12 protein-coding genes and 4 tRNA genes are annotated in these 21,473 nt (G+C 70.4%); 10 read left to right on the top strand and 6 right to left on the bottom strand.

Translation table 11 applies throughout. The features are described from left to right. Positions 1 to 11: 11 nt before the first annotated feature. From ACFWXC_RS41465 to ACFWXC_RS41450, 4 genes are all read right to left on the bottom strand, one after another. Entirely contained in the window at positions 12 to 3,095 is a 3,084-nt protein-coding gene (locus ACFWXC_RS41465; protein ID WP_384487389.1) for an FG-GAP repeat domain-containing protein, read from the bottom strand. A 204-nt stretch (positions 3,096 to 3,299) separates the two neighbouring features. Next, positions 3,300 to 5,489, bottom strand: a complete 2,190-nt coding sequence (locus ACFWXC_RS41460) for a DEAD/DEAH box helicase (protein WP_384487387.1) — start codon at positions 5,487 to 5,489, stop codon at positions 3,300 to 3,302. Positions 5,490 to 5,936: 447 nt separating this feature from the next. Beyond that, positions 5,937 to 6,461, bottom strand: a complete 525-nt coding sequence (locus ACFWXC_RS41455) for a hypothetical protein (protein WP_384487385.1) — start codon at positions 6,459 to 6,461, stop codon at positions 5,937 to 5,939. Between the two features lie 137 nt (positions 6,462 to 6,598). Further along, entirely contained in the window at positions 6,599 to 6,952 is a 354-nt protein-coding gene (locus tag ACFWXC_RS41450; protein WP_351744451.1) for a metallopeptidase family protein, read from the bottom strand. A gap of 104 nt (positions 6,953 to 7,056) precedes the next feature. On the opposite strand from ACFWXC_RS41450, the gene ACFWXC_RS41445 reads away from it, so the two are divergent. The 9 genes from ACFWXC_RS41445 to ACFWXC_RS41405 all read left to right on the top strand — a co-directional run bounded on the left by ACFWXC_RS41445 (position 7,057) and on the right by ACFWXC_RS41405 (position 17,647). Further along, positions 7,057 to 8,601: a metallophosphoesterase gene (locus ACFWXC_RS41445; RefSeq protein ID WP_384487383.1), complete on the top strand. Its 1,545-nt coding sequence runs from the start codon at positions 7,057 to 7,059 to the stop codon at positions 8,599 to 8,601. A gap of 80 nt (positions 8,602 to 8,681) precedes the next feature. After that, positions 8,682 to 8,754 (top strand) — tRNA-Glu (locus ACFWXC_RS41440). Positions 8,755 to 8,790: 36 nt separating this feature from the next. Continuing rightward, positions 8,791 to 8,865 (top strand) — tRNA-Asp (locus ACFWXC_RS41435). A gap of 24 nt (positions 8,866 to 8,889) precedes the next feature. After that, positions 8,890 to 8,963: transfer RNA gene (locus tag ACFWXC_RS41430), tRNA-Phe, on the top strand. A 396-nt stretch (positions 8,964 to 9,359) separates the two neighbouring features. Continuing rightward, positions 9,360 to 12,218, top strand: coding sequence for a PKD domain-containing protein (locus tag ACFWXC_RS41425; RefSeq protein ID WP_384487381.1), 2,859 nt, complete (start codon positions 9,360 to 9,362; stop codon positions 12,216 to 12,218). 72 nt (positions 12,219 to 12,290) lie between these two features. Continuing rightward, positions 12,291 to 12,674 (top strand): hypothetical protein, encoded by a 384-nt coding sequence (locus ACFWXC_RS41420; protein WP_384487379.1) that lies wholly within the window; start codon positions 12,291 to 12,293, stop codon positions 12,672 to 12,674. Between the two features lie 249 nt (positions 12,675 to 12,923). Next, a complete protein-coding gene (gene hrpA, locus ACFWXC_RS41415; RefSeq protein ID WP_384487377.1) occupies positions 12,924 to 16,895 on the top strand; it encodes an ATP-dependent RNA helicase HrpA in 3,972 nt (1,323 codons plus the stop codon). 93 nt (positions 16,896 to 16,988) lie between these two features. After that, positions 16,989 to 17,063, top strand: a tRNA-Asp gene (locus ACFWXC_RS41410). Between the two features lie 392 nt (positions 17,064 to 17,455). Then, positions 17,456 to 17,647 (top strand): DUF6274 family protein, encoded by a 192-nt coding sequence (locus ACFWXC_RS41405; RefSeq protein ID WP_384487375.1) that lies wholly within the window; start codon positions 17,456 to 17,458, stop codon positions 17,645 to 17,647. Between the two features lie 513 nt (positions 17,648 to 18,160). Here ACFWXC_RS41405 and bldC read toward each other — a convergent pair. Continuing rightward, complete coding sequence (gene bldC, locus ACFWXC_RS41400; RefSeq protein WP_003949541.1) at positions 18,161 to 18,367, bottom strand: developmental transcriptional regulator BldC; 207 nt, start codon at positions 18,365 to 18,367, stop codon at positions 18,161 to 18,163. A gap of 643 nt (positions 18,368 to 19,010) precedes the next feature. Further along, complete coding sequence (locus tag ACFWXC_RS41395) at positions 19,011 to 19,853, bottom strand: hypothetical protein (RefSeq protein ID WP_384487373.1); 843 nt, start codon at positions 19,851 to 19,853, stop codon at positions 19,011 to 19,013. Between the two features lie 247 nt (positions 19,854 to 20,100). Between ACFWXC_RS41395 and ACFWXC_RS41390 the strand changes: the two genes are divergently transcribed. Next, the gene (locus ACFWXC_RS41390; protein ID WP_384487371.1) at positions 20,101 to 21,192 is read left to right on the top strand and encodes a Leu/Phe/Val dehydrogenase; all 1,092 of its coding nucleotides are present in this window, start codon (positions 20,101 to 20,103) and stop codon (positions 21,190 to 21,192) included. The last annotated feature ends 281 nt before the right edge of the window (positions 21,193 to 21,473 follow it).

The following is a 21,473-nucleotide window of genomic DNA, read 5'->3' as shown; positions in this document are numbered from 1 at the left end:
CGGAAACAGGTCTAGAAGAGGCCCTTGTAGCCCTGCCAGCCCGTCCCGATCTTCACCCGGGCCGCGAACGTCCCCTTGCCGGACCCGGTCTGCCGGTACAGGTTGCCCGCGGTGTCCCGCATGACCAGGTCGTTCTTGCCGTCCCCGGTGATGTCGCCGACGCCCACGACCGCGTTGTACGACGAGCCCCACCCGGTGGCGATCTTCACCCGGCCGCCGAAGCCGCCCTTGCCGGTGCCGTAGTACCGGTACAGGTTGTTCGCCTTGTCCTGCGCGACCAGGTCCCCGACCCCGTCACCGTTGAGGTCCCCGGCGCCGACGACCTTCTTGTACGTCTTCCAGTTGTCGTACAGCTTCACGCGGGCGGAGAGCTTGGCCGTGCTCGTCGTCTTGTACAGGTACACCGCGCCGGTCGCGGAGTTGCGGGCGATCAGGTCGGGGCGGCCGTCCTTGTTCAGGTCGCCGGGCGAGGTGAGGACGTCGTACTGGTTCCAGCCGCTCGTGCCGAGGCTCCAGGACCCCGTCGACGGGGTGAGTGCCGCGCCGCAGTCGGGCAAATAGGCGCGCAGCTCACCGCTGGGCAGGCGCACCAGTACATCGTCGCAGCGGTCCCCGCTCAGGTCACCGAACGGCACGGCGACCGTTTTCGTCGACCAGCCGTTCCCGGAGACCTTCCCGGCGAAACCGCCCTTGCCCGTCCCCTTCTGGAAGGTCATCGTGCCCGAGGAGTTGAGCGTGAGCAGATCACCGAAGCCATCGGCGCCCACGTGGTCGTGCCGCACCACAGTCCCCATCTTGACCCGCACCGAGCCGGTCATCTGGAGCGGCGCCCCGGCGCCGTCGGCGGGGGTGACGGACAGCGTCCACTCGTACGCCCCGTTCGCCACCGGCACATCCCCGGGCGCCTTACGGTCCATCGCGGACCAGCCCACCGTCAGCGCGCCTCGCGTCTCACCGCCGTCCGCCGCGTCGACGACCTCGCCGGTCGCCTTGGAACGCACGGTGAGCTTCCAGCCGGACGCCGGCTTCGACAACAGCACGCTCGTCAGCGTGTCCGGCGTCGTGTCGGCCGTGCGCGGGGCGACGATCGTCGCGCTCGGCGCGGACGAGAGCAGCCGCAGCGGCTGCTGGGCCACCCCGGACGGCACGAGGCGCACCTGCTCCCTGGCGTCCACATAAGCCGCGTTGGCGCCGGACTCGTCGACCGTCCAGCGCACGTCCCGCTGCGAGACCCCGGTGTCGGGCAGCTCGCCGATCACCCGGCTGACGGGGGTCCCGTCGGCGACGGCCGTCAGCACCAGCTTGCCGGCCGCCTTGTCGTGCGTGACGACGTACCCGTCGCCGAGCTTGGCCTCGTCGGCCGGGACGGACACGGACTTCTTCGCCGTACGGTCGTACACCCCGGCCCTGTCGCCGCAGTTCCAGTACAGCCAGCGGCCCAGGGCCTGGAGTTCGGTGGGTGCGCAGCCGGCGTCGGTGGTGACGGTCCCGACCGTCTTCCGCTGCGTCAGGTCGTACGCGGTGACGGTGCCGGGGGTCGCGCCCGGCGTCCACAGCGTGTCCCCGGAGAGGGCGGCGGGGCCGGCGGTGCGGGTGAGGACCGGGGTGAGGCTGTCGCCGACGATCCCGTAGACGGACTGCTTCTGGGACGTCGTGTGGATCAGGTAGGTGCCGGAGGCGTCGGTGATCCGTCCGCCGGCCGGGACCTGGGTCTCCCAGTTGTGACGGGCTTCGGCGACCGTGATCCGGTCCGACCCGCTCGCACCGCGCTGGAGCGACGCGACCCGCCCGCCCGGCATGCCGAACAGCTGCGAGCAGCCGAGGTCCGTCTCCGCGCAGGTGCCCAGCCGGGTGGTGATCCCGTCGAGCGAGGTGCGCGCCCCGAACGTCGGCGTCCCGGTCGCGGCGACGGTCCGGGCGAAGGCGTCCCGGACTTCGAGGACACTCGCGTCGCCGTCGACCAGCGTCCCCTGGTCCAGGGACAGCCCCTGGATCTTGTACGGCGGCTTGGGCAGCGCCTTGACCTGGGTCACCGTCGGCTCGCCGTCCGGACCCGGCTGGATGCGCTGGACCCCCCAGTCGTCCGCGGCGGCTCCGGTGCGGCCCACCGCCAGGGCACCGCCGTCGGAGGCGGCGGCGATGCCGCCGTTCGACGCGGGCAGCAGGGTCCTCGCGGGGCCGCCGGCGATCGGCTGGGCGATCACCGCCGTACCGGGCTGGGTCAGCAGCCAGTCACCGACGACCGCGAGGCCCGTCGCGGGCAGCGTGCCGCCGCCGGCCAGCGTCACCGCGACCGGGGCGGCGGACAGGTCGGTGCGGGAGTAGACCTGGACCGTCGGGTCGTTCGTGTTGAAGAGGACGACATGGTCGGGGGTGACCTGCGCGTTGAGGTAGACCTTGGCGGCGGGCGGGGTCCAGGCCCGCACCTGGCCCGTGTGCCGGTCGACCATGACCGCGGTGTACGAGCCGCCGCCCGCCCGTCCGGCGAGGAAGAGCAGCCCGTCCGCGTCACCGCCCTTGGGCTGACCGAGGACGTATCCGTCGGGCACCCCGGTCACCGGCACGTCCCGCGTGCTGCCGTCGTCCTGCGGAAGCAGCAGATGCATCTCGCGGGTCGCCGAGCCGTTCCCGTCCGGCACCTGCCGGTAGGCGACCGCCAGGTCGGCGTAGGCCGTGAGCAGCGAAAGCCCCTCGGGCGTGCGGATCGTCCGGGTGGAGCCGTCGGCCGCGTTCCAGAGGCCGACCCGGCCGTCGGCGTACCTGTACGCGAGGACGTCACCGCCGGCGGTCGAGTAACCGGTGTAGCCGGCCGGGTGGACCACCGGCACCGAGACGCCGGTGGAGTAGCGCGTCCAGACCAGCCCCGCGCCCTCCAGACTGTGGAACACGCCCTGGTCACCGGCGCCGTCGTGGCCGCCGTACGTCGACTTCCCGTAGAGCGCCCCGGACGTGTACGTGCCGCGCAGCGTCGGCGGTACGACCGTCTCCTGCGCGGTGTCGGCCGTCGCCGACGCGGTCGGCAGCAGTGGGCTCAGGGCTGCCGCCAGTACGGCGGTCGCGGCGATGAGGCGCAGGCGTGCAGGGGCATGACGCACCACGAAGAGTCCCTCCCCAGGGATGGAGACGGGTTCGACGCCGCTCACTCCGGCGCCCTCGGCCCCCCGGCCTGCTCACCCGTCACATAAGTGCGCTGATCTTACAGTCGCTTGACAGGTTCGCGCCCCGCCCTTCCGGACGCGTCACAGCGAAGGGCCCGTACGACAGGTCGTCGTACGGGCCCTTCCTCAGCTCACTCGGTGTCAGCCGTTGCGCTTCCAGCGCGGCTTGTCGTCGCGGCGGCCGAAGGAACCGGAGCCGGAGCCGGTGCCGCGGTGGTCGTCACGGCGTCCGTAGGGGCGGTCGTGGCCGCCGCTGCGGAAGCCCGGACGGTCGTCGCGGTGGTCGCGGTTGAAGGGGCGGTCGCTGCCCCGGTGGCCGGACGGACGGTCGTCGCGGCGGAAGCCGCCACGGTCGCCGCCGTCACGACGGTCGTCCTGGCGGAAACCACCCGACGGACGGTCGTCACGACGCTCGAAGGAACGGCCACCACGGTCACCGTCACGACGGTCGTCACGGCGGTCGTCCCGGCGGAAGCCACCGGAGGGACGCTCGTCACGACGGTCGAAGGAACGGGCACCGCGGTCGTCACGGCGGTCATCCCGGCGGAAGCCGCCCGACGGACGGTCGTCGCGGCGGAAGCCGCCACGGTCGCCGCCGTCACGACGGTCGTCCCGGCGGAAACCACCCGACGGACGGTCGTCACGACGCTCGAAGGAACGGCCACCACGGTCACCGTCACGACGGTCGTCACGGCGGAAGCCACCGGAAGGACGCTCGTCACGACGGTCACGGCGCTCGTAGTTGCCCCGCTCGTCGCGCTGCTGACGCGGACGCTCGTACGAGGAGGACTCCTGGCGGGCCGGCGTCTCGACGGCCGGCTGCTCCGCCACCTCGGCCTCGGCAACGGCCTCGGCCACGGCAGCGGCCTCGGCCACCGCGGTCTCCGGGTCCTCGCCACGCTCGCGGGCGGCACGGGCGACCAGACGGTCGGCCTCCTCGCGCAGCTCGGCCGCACGGCGGGTGGCCCGCTCCAGCTCCTTGGTGAGCTGAGTGACCTCACGCTCGGCCTGCTGCGCCGCGTTGCCCGCGGACTCGGCCTGGACCTCGGTCATCGAACGGGCGCCGGTGATCTCGGCGACCTCGGGCTCGAAGGCCGTACCGGAGTTGATGATGTGACGGCCGGCGTCGACGCCCGCGTCCTCCATCAGCCGGAAGATCTGCCGGCGCTGGTGCGGCAGGGAGAGGGAGACGACGGTTCCGGTACGGCCGGCACGCGCCGTACGGCCCGCGCGGTGCAGGTAGTCCTTGTGGTCGCCGGCCGGGTCCACGTTCAGGACCAGGTCGATGCCGTCGACGTGGATACCGCGGGCGGCCACGTCGGTCGCGACGAGCGCGTTGACGTAACCCTCCTTGAAGTCCGCCAGCGTCCGCGTACGGGCGCCCTGCGTCATGCCGCCGTGCAGCGCGTCGGCCTTCACACCGGCGTCGCGCAGCTGCTCGGCGATGCGGTCGGCGCCCAGCTGGGTGCGGACGAAGATGATCGTGCGGCCCTTGCGGGAGGCGATCGCGGCGGTGACCGGCGCCTTGTCCTTGGGCTTCACGATGAGGATGTGGTGGGACATCGTCGTGACGTTGCCCTGGGCGCTGTCGACCTCGTGGGTGACCGGGTCGGTCAGGTAGCGCTTGACCAGCGTGGAGATCTCGTTCTCCATCGTGGCCGAGAACAGCATGCGCTGGCCGCCGGCCGGGACCTGGTCGAGCAGCTCCGTGACCTCGGGCAGGAAGCCCAGGTCGGACATCTGGTCGGCCTCGTCGAGGACGGCGATCTGCACGTCCTCGAGGGAGCAGGCGCCGCGGTTGATGATGTCGCGGAGACGGCCGGGGGTGGCGACGAGGATGTCGACGCCGCGCTCCAGGGCGTAGATCTGGTTGCCCATGGACGTACCGCCGCAGACGACCTTCATCTTCAGGCCGAGGACGTCGCCGTACGGCTGAAGGGCGTCCGCGACCTGCATGGCCAGCTCACGGGTCGGGGTGAGGATGACGGCGCGGGGCCGCTTCTTCTCGGTACGGCCGCCGGCCAGCGTGGCCAGGGTGGGCAGACCGAAGGAGAGGGTCTTGCCGGAGCCGGTGCGGCCACGGCCGAGGATGTCCTTGCCGAGCAGGGCGTCCGGGATGGTCGCGGCCTGGATCGGGAAGGGGGTGGTCACACCGTTCTGCGCGAGCTTGCGCACGACGCCCTCGGGGAGACCGAGGTCGGCGAAGGTGACCTGAGGGGTGTCGGTGGTGGTGTCGGTGGTGTCAGCGGTCTCCTCGGAGACCAAGGTCACCAGTTCGTTGTCCTCGTTGTTCTCGGACACGACGAACTGATCAGTACTGGACACGGACATGCGAATGCGAAACCTTCCGGAGTCTCTTCGGCACGCGCCCGTCAACTCCGTGATTCGCTCACGACCGCCTCAATGCGGTCCGCCACGGCAAGGGAGAGTACGCGCCACACGGCGCGCTCTGCGGTGGCGCCGGGCAAATGGGATCAAACGATCTACCACCATACGCACCCAACACCCCTCAAGGCAAACCGCCCCCTAAACCCGCAGCTCACACACCCCATCCCCCACCCCTCACCCCTCTTCCCCCGGCCGCTTCTCCCTCAGCTCTTCCTCCGCCGTCGCCCCATTTTTTGACCGCCGCGACGGCGCTCGGCCCCCACGGCGCTCTCCGGCGGTGCCGGACCCACCCTCGCCCGTCGCGCCGGACCCGCCCGCGCTCGTCGTGGCGAAGGCCAAACCGTCGCTCGTCGTGGCGAACCCACCGTTGCGCTGAAGGCCGGCGGCAACCTACGCCGGCGTTCCCGCCTCCGGCGCCGGTTCTCGTTGCACCAGCTGCGGCCCCGTGTCCTCGTGGGCCGAGGAGGACGGCTCGGCGGACGGCGGGTCCGTGACCGGCGGTGGCGGTGTCGGCGAGTCCGGCGGTGGCGTGGGGGAGGCCGCCGGCGGCGTGGGCGACGCCGGCGCCCCCGTCGGCCCGGCCGGCACCCCCGGCGCCGCACTCTGCCCCGGCTTCACCGGCACCGTCGGCCCCGCACTCGCGCCCTTCGTCGGCTTGGCGGACGCCGACCCGGACTCCCCCGGCTTCGGCTTCCCCCCGTGCCCCCGCTTCCCGTCGCCCACCGCACCGCCGTACCCCGCACCGCCCTCGCCGGCCGCCCCGGAACCTCCGTCGGCCTCGCCACCGTCCCGGTGCCCGGCGGAGTGCGACGGCTTGGCCTTCCCCGCGTCGTCCCCGACGTTCACACAGCCGGCGGCGGCCGCGACGGCCATCACGGTGACGGCCAGACGGACGGGTACGTACAAGGGGCGCACGGCGGCCACCTCCGGGGGCGAAGAAAGGAGTCAACCTCCCCAACTCCCGCCGCCCACAAGAGGACACGCAACCGAGGCGTCACCCACACCGGGGCATCACCCGCGCCCCGGGGCGCACGCCGGACCCGCCGCTCCCGTCACCCGTACCCCAGCGCATGCAGCCGCGCGTCGTCGATGCCGAAGTGATGGGCGATCTCGTGCACCACGGTCACCTCGGTCTCCGCGACGACCTCCTCACGCGACGCGCACATCCGCAGCGTCGGCCCGCGGTAGATGGTGATCCGGTCCGGCAGCACGCCCGCGTACCACTCCCCGCGGTCGGTCAGCGGAGTCCCCTCGTAGAGCCCGAGCAGCTCGGGGTCGGACGGATCGTCGGGCTCGTCCTCGACGAACACCGCCACGTTGTCCATCAGCCGGGTCAGCTCCGGCGGGATCCGGTCGAGCGACTCGGCGACCAGTTCCTCGAACTCCTCGCGCGTCATCTCCAGCACAGACCCATTGTCCGGTACGGAACGCCCGTACGAGAGTCGCGAGCCCCGACATACGGGCGGCGCACCGTCGCATACGCGCCCGCAATCCTGGGCATACGGCACCAATGGCCCGCGTCCGAGCCCGAGCCCATGCCCGCCTGCCCGACCTGGAACTCGCCCCCGATGCGCACGCACCGCCCGTCTGGATCCGCATCCTCGGCCTGATAACCGTCGTGCTCGTCGGCGCCTGGCTCGGCCTGCTGGTCGTCGGGAACGTCCGGGCCCAGGTCGGCCCGATGGACACGACGATGACCCTGCGCCCGTCCCTGCACGGCGGCACGAAGATCAACGTCTCCCCGCTGGGCGCCCTCTACCTGGACACCCACACCGCACCCGTCCGCCTGGACGTCAACGTCGACCAGCTCGACCCGGTCCGCTCCCAGGCGCTGGTCGACCACCCCGAGCGCCTCTCCGGCCTCCAGGACGAGGTCGCCCTGGACGTCGCGCACGGCACCGTCGACCTGGCCGTACGCTCCTGCGTGGCCGTCGTCTGCGGCGCCACCGCCCTCGGCCTGGCCGTCTACCGCCGCCCGCGCCGCGCCCTGACCGCCGGCGGTCTCGCCCTCGCCCTGCTGGCCGCCTCCGGCGTGACCGCGTACGCCACCTGGAACCCCAAGTCGGTCCTGGAACCGAGGTTCTCCGGCCTGCTCTCCTCCGCCCCCGCCCTGGTCGGCAACGCACGCAGCATCGTCACCGAATTCGATGTCTACCAGAAGGAGTTGGCCCGACTGGTGACCAATGTGACGAAGCTGTACGACGCCACCTCCACGCTCCCCGCCTACGCGCCGGACCCGAGCACCCTGCGCGTCCTGCACGTCTCCGACATCCACCTCAACCCGGCGAGCTGGAAGATCATCGCCTCGCTGGTGGAGCAGTACAAGGTGAACGTGATCGTGGACTCCGGCGACACCATGGACCACGGCACGGCGGCCGAGAACGGCTTCCTGGACCCGATCGCCGATCTGGGCGTGCCGTACGTCTGGGTCCGGGGCAACCACGACTCGGGCATCACCCAGCGCTATCTGTCCCGGATCAAGAACGTGCACGTCCTGGACGACGGCCGTGCCGAGACGATCGCCGGGCTGCGCTTCGCCGGGATCGGTGATCCCCAGTTCACGCCCGACCGCTCGGGCGTGCCGGGCGGGGACGCGGCCGAGGAACAGGCCGGGGACCGTCTGGCCACGGCCCTGCGGGAGCAGCGGGCGGCCGACACTCCGGTGGATGTGGCCATCGTCCATGAGCCGACGGCCGCCCGGATGACGGACGGCGAGGTGCCCCTGGTCCTGGCGGGCCATCTCCATCACGAACAGACCGAGATCCTGCCGCACGGCACCCGCCTTCGGGTGGAGGGCTCCACGGGCGGCAGCGGTCTGCGCGCGGTCGAGGGCAAGTACCCGGACCCCATCGAGGCCTCGATCCTCTACTTCGACCGCGGCACCCGCCGGCTCCAGGCCTGGGACGAGATCAGGCTGGGCGGTCTGGGCGAGACGACGGCCGAGGTCAGCCGCCACCTACCGGAAGACGCGTTGCCGGGAGCCGCCCCCTCCCCCTCGGAGAGCCCGTCACCCTCAGGAGGCACACCGGAAACGCCGTCGCCCTCGGGGTCGTAAACCGTTTTGGCGATACTCCCCGCCATCCCATATGCTTCTCACGTCCCCGACGCGCTGAGAAGCGCCCAGGCGGGCCGATAGCCCTCATCGTCTAGCGGCCTAGGACGCCGCCCTTTCAAGGCGGTAGCACGGGTTCGAATCCCGTTGGGGGCACGCAAGATCGTGTGCGACACTGTTGCACGCAAGCTTGGTCCTGTGGAGCAGTTTGGAGTGCTCGCCACCCTGTCAAGGTGGAGGCCGCGGGTTCAAATCCCGTCAGGACCGCTGGGGTTTCACGTGAAACCTCGTGGCTGGGTAGCTCAGTTGGTACGAGCGATCGCCTGAAAAGCGATAGGTCGCCGGTTCGACCCCGGCCCCAGCCACAACAAACAGCCCTTCCGGATCTCCGGAGGGGCTGTTTTCATGCCCCACGGCTTTCATACCGCACGGCTTTCATGCCGCATGGCCCCGTCGACATGCCGGCCAGCACTACGAACAGCACGGTCGGTATCAGTCCCAGCACCAGCCACAGCGGCACCATGTACCGAAAGACCCTCCCGCTCATGTGTGCAGCCTGACAGCGCTCTGCCGACCGGCTCCGGTTTGGGCAAGATCAGAGCGGAACATGGCGTTCCTTTGAGGTCGGACTGAGATCATGACGGCTGCATGCCAACGCTGAGCTGAACCGTTCCGGGGCCCCAACCGGTCGTATTCCCCTGGCTGTTCACCCCCCTCCGGCGTTCTCGTGACCGCACCCGCGAACGCTCCGTGGAGACCTCATGCACAGACCCCGCCCCGCCGTCGGGCTGTCCCTCGCCGTGATCGCCGTGGCGGGGGTGATGAGCGGCTGGGGGACCGGGCCGGCCGTGGCCGATCCGGGGTCGGGCGGGACGCTGTACGTGAACCACAACAGCCAGGCGTGCAGCGACAGCGGCGCGGGAACGGAGAGCCGGCCCTTCTGTTCGGTGCAGGCCGCCGCCGATGTGGTCGAGCCGGGCGACACGGTCCGGATCCTGGGATTCGCCAACGACCCGTACCCGGAGGTGACCCTCACCCGGTCGGGGACCAGCGACGCGCCGATCACGTTCACAGGGGAACCTCTCCTCCCGAACGGTCCGCAAGCGTCGCTCACCGGGTCCGCCTCCGCACCTGCGCTGACACTGAAGGGCGTGCACGACGTACGCGTCGAATCGCTGCCCCTCAGCGACGAGGGCGCGGACGCGGTGGCGGTGACCGGGTCCGACCACGTGACCCTCGACCGGCTCGTGATCAACCGCCCCGCGCCGTCGGCCCCCGCCACGGGGAGCGCGGTCGACGTGGACGGCACCTCCTCGAACGTGACCGTGTCACGGAACTGGATCGGTCCCGGCAGCGCGTACGGCGTGCGTGTGCGGGCCGGAGCGAGCCAGGTCACCGTGACGACCGACGTGATCACCACCATGCGGCAGGGCGGGATCGCGGTGACGGGCGCGACCGGCGCGGACGTGACGAGCAACACGGTATGGGCGCCGTGTGCCACCGGAATCTCGATGGACGGCGGAAGCTCCGGGGTGGTGGAGAACAACGTGGCCGTCTCCACGGGGTCGCCGCAGAGCAGCACGTGCCCGGCTCCGACGGCTCCGCTGTACACCGTGTCGCCCGACTCCGCCGGCCAGGTCACCAGCGACTACAACGTGGCGGCGAACGACGCGGCTCCTTCCGCCCCCGCACGCACCGAGTACTCCTGGGCCGGCACCTCCTACGCCACCAGCGCGGCGTTCCGGGACGCCACCGGGCAGGGCACGCACGACATCGACAGGGTCAGCGCATACCTCGGGACGCCCGTGGAGCACTCCCCCCTCATCGACTCGGCCGACGCCACCGCGCCCGGCGAACTCACCACCGACTACGTGGGCCGCCCGCGGGTCGACGACCGGCTGGTCACCGACACCGGCACCACGACCCACCCGGACCGGGGCGCCATCGAGCGGCAGGACACCATCGACATCCCGTCCGCCGACGACCCCTCGCCCACGCAGGGCATCGCTCCGTTCGACACCTCGATGAAGACCGACGCCACCACTTCCTGGGGCGAGGCCCTCACCTACTCGATCGACTTCGGGGACGGCAGCGCCCCGGCCCACGGCCCCGCGGGCACCCCGATCACCCACACCTACACCACGCCGGGTCTGCACACCCCCCTCTTCACGTTCACCGACACCGACGGGAACAGCCGGAGCACGTCGTACGGCTGGGTGGTGGCGGGTACGACCGCCCCGCCGCCCGCCTCCCTGTCCATGGCCCCCGACACCGCGACCGGGTCGGTCAACGCGGGATCCGCGCAGTTCACCGCCCCAGAGCCGGTGGACTCGTGGGAGATCGCCTCGCGCACCCTGAGTTTCGGCGACGGCACTCAGCAGAACCTGGCCGTCAACACCGAGCAGCCGCTCCACCAGTACCCGGCCCCCGGCACCTACACCGCCACCCTCACGCAAACCGACCGGTTCGGCCGCACCACCACCGCCAGAACGACCTTCCACGCCGCGGACACCTTCGTCGCGACGGACCCGGCGTACGACACCGAGAAGACGATCGCCGCCCACGGGGTCCTGAAGCTGTCGGCGGCCACCCTGCGCGCCGACTCCAACGGGGTCGACGCCGCCCAGCTCCAGATCGTCACCACCGGCGCCAAGGCGAACGGCTCGCTCACCCTCTACACCGCCGGCACCACCCGACCCGGCACCTCCACCATCGCCTTCGAGAAGGGCAGGACGGCCCTCAACGAGGCGACCGTGAAGGTCACCCCGACCGGTGCGGTCGACGTCTACAACAACAGTTCCGGCGCGGTGACGGTCAATGTCGCGACCGTCGGCCTCCAGACGCACGCCCAGTACGCCGCCACCTACCACCCGGCCACACCGGTCCGTCTGCTCGACACCCGCAACCACACCGGCGGCGTCACCGGTCCGGTGGCCGGCAACCACTCGGTCACGCTCACGGTCGCCGGCGCCCACGGCGTCCCGGCGGGAGCGCAGGCGGTGGTCCTCGACGTCACCGCGACCACCACCAAGTCGTCCGGCAGCCTCGTCCTCTCCACGCACGGCACCACCGACTCCAGCCTGACCGGCCCGTACTGGACCATCGGGCAGACCGCCTCCGCCCAGATCGTGCTCCCCCTGAGGGACGGCAAGGTCGTCCTGCGCAACGCCGGCAAGGGGTCGGCGCACCTCGTCGCGGACCTCGTCGGCTGGTACGGCACCACCGCGGGCGGCTCGGAGTTCCTGCCCACCACTCCCGCCCGCATCCTCAACACCCGTACCGGAACCGGCACCGGCAAGGTCGCCAGGATCGCCGCCCACGCCACCCTCAAGCTCAAGGTCACCGGCGCCCACGGCGTCCCGGCGACCGGAGTGACCGCCGCCGACCTGAACCTCACGGTGCCCTCCCCGTCCGGCAACGGCTACCTCGTCGCCTACGCCGACGGCACCCCGCGCCCCGGCGTGTACTCCCTGAACTTCACCAAGGGACACACCGCGGCCAACCGCGCGCTGGTCAAGGTCGGCACCGACGGCGTGATCGACCTCTACAACGCCGGCACCGGCCCGGTGGACGTCTGTGCCGACCTACTGGGCGACTACGACCTCTTCCCGGCGGGCTGACCTGATCTCCTTGGCGGCGGGGCCGCTCGGCGCTAGGTTCTGGCGGGTCAAGACGTCGTCAGGGTGGGGAAGATGAGCCGGGACCAGGACATACAGCTGGAGAAGGTCCGCGCGAGATACGGCATGCTCGCCGTCGTCATCAGCAACCTCGCGATCGCCGGAGTCGCGGTCTTCGGAGTCTGGCGGCTGAGCGGCGACACGTCGGTGATCATCGGCGTGCTCTCCGCCGCCTTCACCGCCGTGAGCAGCATGACCACGGCCTACCTGGGGATCAAGGCGGTGTCCAACACGGCAAAGTCAATGGCCGCCGCCTCGGCCCCCACCGCCCACACCACCCCCACCGCCCCACCGACTCCGGTCGCCCCCACCCCCACCGCGCCCACCGCTGCCACCACCGAGCCCGCTGCCACCGAGCCCACCGCCACGGCCACCCCTCCCACGCAGCGCGCCCAGTAGCCGCCCACAAGCACCCCGAACCCCCCGCCTCCACCCCGACCACGACCGCCTCCGCAGCGCCTCGCCGCCCCGACCACGACCCCGCCTCCGCACCGCCTCACCGCCCCGACGTCGGCCCCTCCGGGGCCCCTCCGCTGCCACCCCGCCCGCCCGGCAGGGCCGGTGGAGCCAGTGGGCCAACCCCGGCCGAACCGCCGGAGGCAAAAGCGTTCGCCACGAATTTCCCCGAGGTGAGATCCTGGACCGCGTATGTCTACGCATCCCGCCCCCGCCCTCGGCGCTCTCGCCCCCCGCCTGACCGAGCTTTCGCTGCGCGACGCGCACCGGCTCGGGCGCAGGCTGGAAGGTGCACGCAAGATCCGTAAACCGGAGGCCCGGGCCGCCGTCCTCGCGGAGATCGAGGCCGAGGTGGCCAGGGCCGAGGAACGGATGGCCGGCCGACGCGCCGTCGTGCCCGCCGTCTCGTACCCCGAGCAGCTGCCCGTCAGTCAGAAGAAGGACGAGATCGCCGAGGCGATACGCGATCACCAGGTCGTGATCGTCGCCGGCGAGACCGGTTCCGGCAAGACCACGCAGATCCCGAAGATCTGTCTGGAGCTCGGGCGCGGTGTCCGGGGAATGATCGGGCACACCCAGCCCCGCCGGATCGCCGCCCGCACCGTCGCCGAGCGGGTCGCCGAGGAGCTGCACACGCCCCTCGGGGAGGCCGTCGGCTGGAAGGTCCGCTTCACCGACCAGGTGAACCCGGACGCCACCTTCGTCAAGCTGATGACGGACGGCATCCTGCTCGCCGAGATCCAGACCGACCGCGAGCTGCGCGCCTACGACACGATCATCATCGACGAGGCCCACGAGCGGTCCCTCAACATCGACTTCCTGCTCGGCTACCTGGCCCAGCTGCTGCCCAAGCGGCCGGACCTGAAGGTCGTCATCACCTCCGCGACCATCGACCCCGATCGGTTCTCCCGGCACTTCGGGGACGCCCCGATCGTCGAGGTCAGCGGCCGGACGTACCCCGTGGAGGTGCGGTACCGGCCCCTCCTCGAAGAGGACGCCGAGGACGCCGACCGCGACCAGATCACCGCCATCTGCGACGCGGTCGAGGAGCTCCAAACCGAGGGCAAGGGCGACATCCTCGTCTTCCTCTCGGGAGAGCGGGAGATCCGGGACACCGCGGACGCGCTGGAGAAGAAGAACTACCGCTTCACCGAGGTGCTGCCGCTGTACGCCCGGCTCTCGCACGCCGAGCAGCACCGCGTCTTCCAGCAGCACACCGGTCGCAGGATCGTTCTGGCCACCAACGTCGCCGAGACCTCGCTGACCGTCCCCGGGATCAAGTACGTCATCGACCCCGGCTTCGCCCGGATCAGCCGCTACAGCCACCGCACCAAGGTGCAGCGGCTGCCCATCGAACCGATCAGCCAGGCCAGCGCCAACCAGCGCAAGGGCCGCTGCGGCCGTACCAGCGACGGTGTCTGCATCCGGCTGTACGACGAGGACGACTTCCTCGCCCGCCCGGAGTTCACCGACGCCGAGATCCTGCGGACCAACCTCGCCTCCGTCATCCTGCAGATGACCGCGGCCGGCCTCGGCGACATCGAGAAGTTCCCCTTCATCGACCCGCCGGACCACCGCAACATCCGCGACGGTGTGCAGCTGCTCCAGGAACTGGGCGCCCTGAACCCGGACGAGAAGGACGCCCGCAAGCGGCTCACCGACTCCGGCCGCAAGCTCGCCCAGCTGCCCGTCGACCCGCGTCTGGCGCGCATGGTCCTGGAGGCCGACAAGAACGGCTGTGTCCGCGAGGTCATGGTCATCGCCGCCGCGCTCTCCATCCAGGACCCGCGTGAACGCCCGGCCGACAAGCAGACCCAGGCCGACCAGCAGCACGCCCGCTTCCGCGACGAGACCAGCGACTTCCTCGCCTTCCTCAACCTGTGGAAGTACGTCAGGGAGCAGCAGAAGGAGCGCGGCTCCAGTTCGTTCCGGCGGATGTGCAAGCAGGAGTACCTGAACTTCCTGCGCATCCGGGAGTGGCAGGACATCTACACGCAGCTGCGCACGGTCGCCAAGCAGATGGGCATCCACCTCAACGAGGAGGACGCCCCCGGCGACCGCGTGCACGTCTCACTCCTCGCCGGGCTGCTGTCGCACATCGGCATGAAGGACGTGAAGGACGGCGCGAAGAACGAGTACCTCGGCGCCCGCAGCGCCAAGTTCGCGATCTTCCCCGGCTCGGCGCTGTTCAAGAAGACTCCCCGGTTCGTGATGTCGGCGGAGCTCGTCGAGACCTCCCGTCTCTGGGCCCGGGTCAACGCGAAGATCGAGCCGGAGTGGGTGGAACCCCTCGCCGAGCACCTCCTGAAGCGGACGTACAGCGAACCGCACTGGGAGAAGGACCAGGCGGCCGTGCTGGCGTACGAGAAGGTCACGCTGTACGGCGTGCCGATCGTCGCCCAGCGGAAGGTCAACTACGGCCGGATCGACCCGGAGACCAGCCGCGAGCTTTTCATTCGCAACGCACTGGTCGAGGGCGACTGGCGGACCCACCACAAGTTCTTCGCCGACAACCGCAGACTCCTCAGCGAGGTCGAGGAGCTGGAGCACCGGGCCCGGCGCCGGGACATCGTCGTGGACGACGACACGCTCTTCGACTTCTACGAGCAGCGGGTGCCCGAACACGTCGTCTCCGGCGCCCACTTCGACTCCTGGTGGAAGCACAAGCGGCAGGAGCAGCCGGAGTTCCTCGACTTCGAGCGGGAGATGCTGATCCGGGAGTCGGCGGAGGCGGTCACCAAGGCCGACTACCCGGACTCCTGGCGGCAGGGGCAGCTCACGTTCCGGGTGACGTACCAGTTCGAGCCGGGCGCGGATGCCGACGGTGTGACCCTGCACATCCCGCTCCAGGTCCTCAACCAGGTCAGGGACGAGGGCTTCGACTGGCAGATCCCGGGCCTCAGGGAAGAGGTCGTCACGGAGCTGATCCGGTCCCTGCCCAAGCCGATCCGCCGCAACTACGTCCCGGCGCCGAACTTCGCCAAGCGCTTCCTGGACACGGCGTCGTCCCCGGAGGGGCGCAATCGGACAGAGTCTCTCCAGGAGCCCCTGACCACGACCATGGCCCGCGAGCTGAAGCGGATGGTCGGGGTGCCCTTCGAGGCCGAGGACTTCGACTGGGCGAAGCTGCCGGACCATCTGAAGATCACCTTCCGGATCGTCGACGAACGGCGCCGGAAGCTGGCCGAGGACAAGGACCTGGAGGCGCTGAAGCTCCGGCTGAAGCCGAAGGCCCGTCAGGCCATCTCGCAGGCCGCCGCGGCCACCGCGGAGCGCGAGGGCGGCGAGTCGCTGGAGCGCAAGGGCCTCACGGACTGGTCGATCGGCGCGCTCACCCGCGTCTTCGAGACCCGCCGGGCCGGCCAGCCGGTGAAGGCGTATCCGGCGCTCGTCGACGACGGCGACACGGTCTCGGTCCGCCTCTTCGACACCGAGGAGGAGCAGGCCGAGGCGATGTGGAAGGGCACGCGCAGGCTGATCCTGCGCAACATCCCGGTCAATCCCGCGAAGTTCGCCTCGGACAAGCTCACCAACGCGCAGAAGCTGGCGCTGTCCGCCAACCCGCACGGCACGATCCAGGCCCTGTTCGACGACTGCGCGATGGCGGCGGCGGACAAGCTGATCGGGGACTTCGGGGGGCCGGCGTGGGACGAGGAGTCGTACCGGAAGCTGTACGACAAGGTGCGCGCGGAGATCGTCGACACGACGGTCCGTACGGTCGGGCAGGTGCAGCAGGTGCTGGCCGCCTGGCAGGCCTGTGAGCGCCGTCTGAAGGCCGTGAGCAGCCCTGCGCTGCTGGCAAACCTGACGGACGTCCGCAAGCAGCTGGACGCCCTGGTGAAGCCGGGCTTCGTGACGTGGGCCGGTATACGACGGCTTCCCGACCTCATGCGCTATCTGGTGGCCGCCGACCGGCGCCTCCAGCAGATGCCGACCAACGTCCAGCGGGACACCACCCGGATGGAGAAGGTCCACGAGATGCAGGACGAGTACGCCTGGCTCCTGGAACAGCTCCCCAAGGGGCGGCCGGTGCCGCAGCAGGTGCTGGACATCCGCTGGATGCTGGAGGAGCTCCGGGTCAGCTACTTCGCGCACGCGCTGGGCACGGCGTATCCGATCTCCGACAAGCGGATCGTGAAGGCGATCGACTCGGCAGTACCGTAACCGACCGCGCACGCTGCGTGAGTTCGACCAGGACCCTCACCCTCCTGTACAGTCCTTCTCGCAGCACAGCGCAGACAAAGTGCCGCAAAACCTGGTCCTGTGGAGCAGTTTGGAGTGCTCGCCACCCTGTCAAGGTGGAGGCCGCGGGTTCAAATCCCGTCAGGACCGCATAATGCCGAGGCCCGCATCCCTTAGGGGAGCGGGCCTTTCGCATGTCACCCCCGACGACCCCGCCGCCCGCCACCCCGCCGAGGCGGAGGCCGCGCCCGCGGCGCAGCCGCGATCGGATGCGGCGAATCCCGTCAGGACCGCACAACGAAGAGGCCCGCGCCCCGCGAGGGAAGCGGGCCCTTTCCGCACCCCACGGCCTCAGGGGGCACCTCCACCTCCACCTCCACCTCCGCCGCGACGGCGAGCCACCACGACGACGCCGGGCCGGCGGTGCCGGGTCCACCGGCTCTTGGCCGGGTAGCGGGGGTCGGCTCTTGACGGGGTCACATTCGGTCGGTACCCAGAAGACAGGGCTCGCTTCCCCTCGGCCCCCCTTCTGGAGGTGGCGCATGGCGGCTTCGGTGCGGCATGAGACGCGAGCCCTGCTGCGGGCCCATCTGGCGGCCGCCTCGTCGTACCGGCACCTGACCCGTCACTGCCCGGTCTGCCACCGGCTGCTGCGGCTGGCCATGGACTCCGCCCCGTACTCCGCAGAGGCCCCCGAGGATGCCGCGGAGGACGAGGGTCCCGTCGGCGCGTGAGCGGCGCCGGGCCCAACGGCCGTTCCTGCGTGGGGCGGTGGAGCCTCCGGCTCCCTTAGCGCACCCGCCCCAGTACAAACAACACGTGCGGTATGTGACGGGAGTCACCGCATGAGTTCCTGAAACAACGGTACTTACACCCCGCCTACAACAAGTCAATTTAATATGTGCAATTGCACCACCCTGGGACACCTCCCGCGGCCCGCTCGCGACCTCCCCCCGGCCCCTCTCCGGACACATCCACAGCAGATCCGACAGGCCTCCCCAGACTCCGACAAGGCTGCTCACAGACCCGTCGGTCACGGTCGATCAAGCCCCATGGACGCACAAAAAAGATCGCGCTGGACCCGGCGGAGTCCAGCGCGATCTACGACGCACCCTGTGTCGCTGCCTGAGAAGTTCTGTCGGCCTGGGCGTGGGTCCCGTTGGGGCAGGGCCCGCGTCGCTCGGAGCTAGGGTTTCGGGCGTCTCGGCCAGTTGGGGGACCGGTCGGTTTGCCCGCTATTCAGTTGGTCAGGCCTCGCTGCGCTGCTGCGGGATACCCGCGAGCAGGGCGCGGACCTCAGCCTCGCGGTAGCGTCGGTGTCCGCCCAGCGTGCGGATCGACGTGAGCTTGCCGGCCTTCGCCCACCGCGTGACCGTCTTGGGGTCGACGCGGAACATCGTGGCGACCTCAGCCGGGGTCAGCAGCGGCTCGGCATCAGGGGTGCGAGCGGTCATGAGCGGCCTCCTCGGGAGAACCGAACCTTCTCGGTTCTTTCCTCTAAATTCTGCACCTTGACCCGCGTTGCCCGAAATGGCGGACGCGAGTCGAGTCGGTTATAGGACGAACGGCTTGTCCTCGGCACTACAACTACACCATCCGTCCAGCCGCGTCGGCCAAACCGATGGAATTGCCCTCCCAGGTAGTCATCAGCCGCGGAAGCCGATGGACCATGCCATAGCGGACAGTCACGCCACTGTGACGATCAGTCACATGGCGATCAGGAGTCGTCAGACCCCCCAAAGCGAGTGCAATGCTGAGATTCCGCCCACAGTGCACCACAAGTGGACGGAAGGAGCCCTCCCCGGACTCCTTGTCCTATTTTGGCACGAGGAGTGGCAAGAGGCGCAAGAGCCGTGTAAGTGCGGTCCGTCACCCTTGACGCAAAAGCCCGGATCGGGACCTACGTCCCGTGCGTTCACTGAAGTGCCGTCAACGTACGTTGTTTCATGGCATCTAGGCCGTGACGTACATCACTCAGCACTCATACGTCACCGAGGTGTCATCCGACTGTCACACCATCACATGACCTGACACTCAGTACGGATCAGTCGGCATCGGTACTCAGACCGCTGATCAAATCGATGATCAAACCGGTGATCAGTTCGCGGACCGCCGGTCCCGCACCGCCCGCCACCGCTCCACCAGCCGCCCGTACGCCGCCCCGGCCGCGGCCCCGTCGCCCTGCCGCAGCGCCTCGATGCCGGCCGCCACGTCGGCCGCCGAATGGTCGTCCTCCAGATCACCGGCCGGCACGGCGTGCACCAGGCCGCCGTAGTCCAGCTCGACCAGCGAACGCGGATGGAACTCCTCCAGCCAGCGGCCGACGTCCACCAGGCCGTCGATCAGCGGCCCTTCGTCGATCGCGTCCTTGAGCGTGCGCAGCGCCCGGGCCACCCGGCGCCGGGCCTGCACCATCGGCGTGCGGTAGCGCAGCATCGGCGGGATCTCGCCGGTGCCCTTGTCGTACCGGCGCTCCTCGTCGGAGACCAGCACGAACCAGTTCAGCGGCACCTGCCAGGTCGCGGTACGGATCCAGGGCCGGGAGTCGGGGTTGCGGACCAGCCACCGCTCGTAGTCCATCGTGGCCTGCCGCCGGACCATCGGGGGCAGCATCGCGTCCAGGACCGTGTTCGGCAGCTCGTCGGACAGCTCCTGCAGGGCCTGCCAGCCACGCAGCCGGGTCCGCCACGGGCACACGCACACGACACCGTCGACCTCCAGGACGAAGGCGTCGGCGCTCTCCTGCACCGGCACCGGAATCGGCGGGGTGGGCAGCAAGTCGGCCAGCGCGCGCCGGAGTTCGTCCTGGTAGGAGGGCCGGTCGGGGCGGCGGGCGTAGCGCGTCCAGTGGCCGCGCTCGGGCTCCGGGAAGGCGGCCAGCGGCTCGTACACACGCAGGTAGGTCGCGTAGGGGACGACCACCGAGGACACCTTGGGCACGCCTGCTCCCTCCCCATCGGACCGGGCTCGAAACCAGCGGAACCCACTGCGGTGCCATCCGCAGTCAGCCGCGAAAACCACAGCAAATCGTCCCACGCTCATACGTGCACATACGACGCGGGAGAGTGATCCTGAACACGGCGCGGATGGTGGGCAGGCAATAGCTCTACGCTCATGCCAAGCCCCCGCCACCCGTACGGAGGCCCCCCGTCTCCACCCGCCGCGAACACAACCGGGAGTCACCACAGTGACCGACGTTTCCACCGGCGTCCTGCACACCCTGTTCCACTCGGACCAGGGCGGTCACGAGCAGGTCGTGCTCTGCCAGGACCGCAAGAGCGGCCTCAAGGCCGTCATCGCCATCCACTCCACCGCACTGGGCCCCGCCCTCGGCGGCACCCGCTTCTACCCGTACGCGAACGAGGAGGAGGCCGTCGCCGACGCCCTCAACCTCGCGCGCGGGATGTCGTACAAGAACGCCATGGCCGGTCTGGACCACGGCGGCGGCAAGGCCGTGATCATCGGGGACCCCGAGCGCGACAAGACCGAGGAGCTGCTGCTCGCCTACGGGCGGTTCGTGGCCTCGCTCGGCGGCCGGTACGTCACCGCCTGCGATGTCGGCACGTATGTCGCCGACATGGACGTCGTGGCCCGCGAGTGCCGCTGGACCACCGGCCGTTCCCCGGAGAACGGCGGCGCCGGCGACTCCTCCGTGCTCACCGCGTACGGCGTCTACCAGGGCATGCGGGCCAGCGCCCAGCACCTGTGGGGCGACCCGTCGCTGCGCGGCCGTACCGTCGGCATCGCCGGTGTCGGCAAGGTCGGCCACCACCTGGTGGAGCACCTGCTGGAGGAGGGCGCCCGGGTGGTGATCACCGACGTGCGCCGGGAGGCCGTCGGCCGGATCTCCGACCGGCACCCGCAGGTCCAGGTCGCCGCCGACACCGAGGCGCTGATCCGCGTCGAGGGCCTCGACATCTACGCGCCCTGCGCGCTCGGCGGCGCCCTCAGCGACGCGTCGGTGCCGGCGCTGACCGCCAAGGTGGTGTGCGGGGCGGCCAACAACCAGCTCGCCCACCCCGGCGTCGAGAAGGACCTCGCCGACCGCGGGATCCTCTACGCGCCGGACTACGTGGTGAACGCCGGCGGGGTCATCCAGGTCGCCGACGAGCTGCACGGGTTCGACTTCGACCGGTGCAAGGCGAAGGCGGCGAAGATCTTCGACACCACGCTGGCCATATTCGCTCGTGCGAAGGACGACGGAATTCCGCCTGCCGCGGCGGCCGACCGGATCGCCGAACAGCGGATGCACGATGCGGCAACGGCGGGTGGACGCTGACCGAACGCCGGGTTTCCGCACGGATTTCCGGTACCCGCCGGCGGGCAGTTGGAGAGAACTCTCACGTTCGTCGGCGGGTCGCCCGCCAGGAAGTGGTTAAAATCGTCGTTGACCAGCGGGGACAGGGCGCCTCGCGGGTCGTGCAGCCAGGCGCGTGGTGCGGGCGACGTACCGTATGGGCGCGGGCTCAGGTACCGTGGAAGCCCTACGGACCGGTCTCTCCGAGGAGAGTCCGTTCCGGATCATGAACGCGTGTCAGACTCTGGGGCCATCGAGCCCCG

It is taken from the genome of Streptomyces sp. NPDC058683, assembly GCF_042716195.1.
Classification (GTDB): Bacteria; Actinomycetota; Actinomycetes; order Streptomycetales; family Streptomycetaceae; genus Streptomyces.
This window is presented reverse-complemented; position numbering and strand designations above follow the sequence as displayed.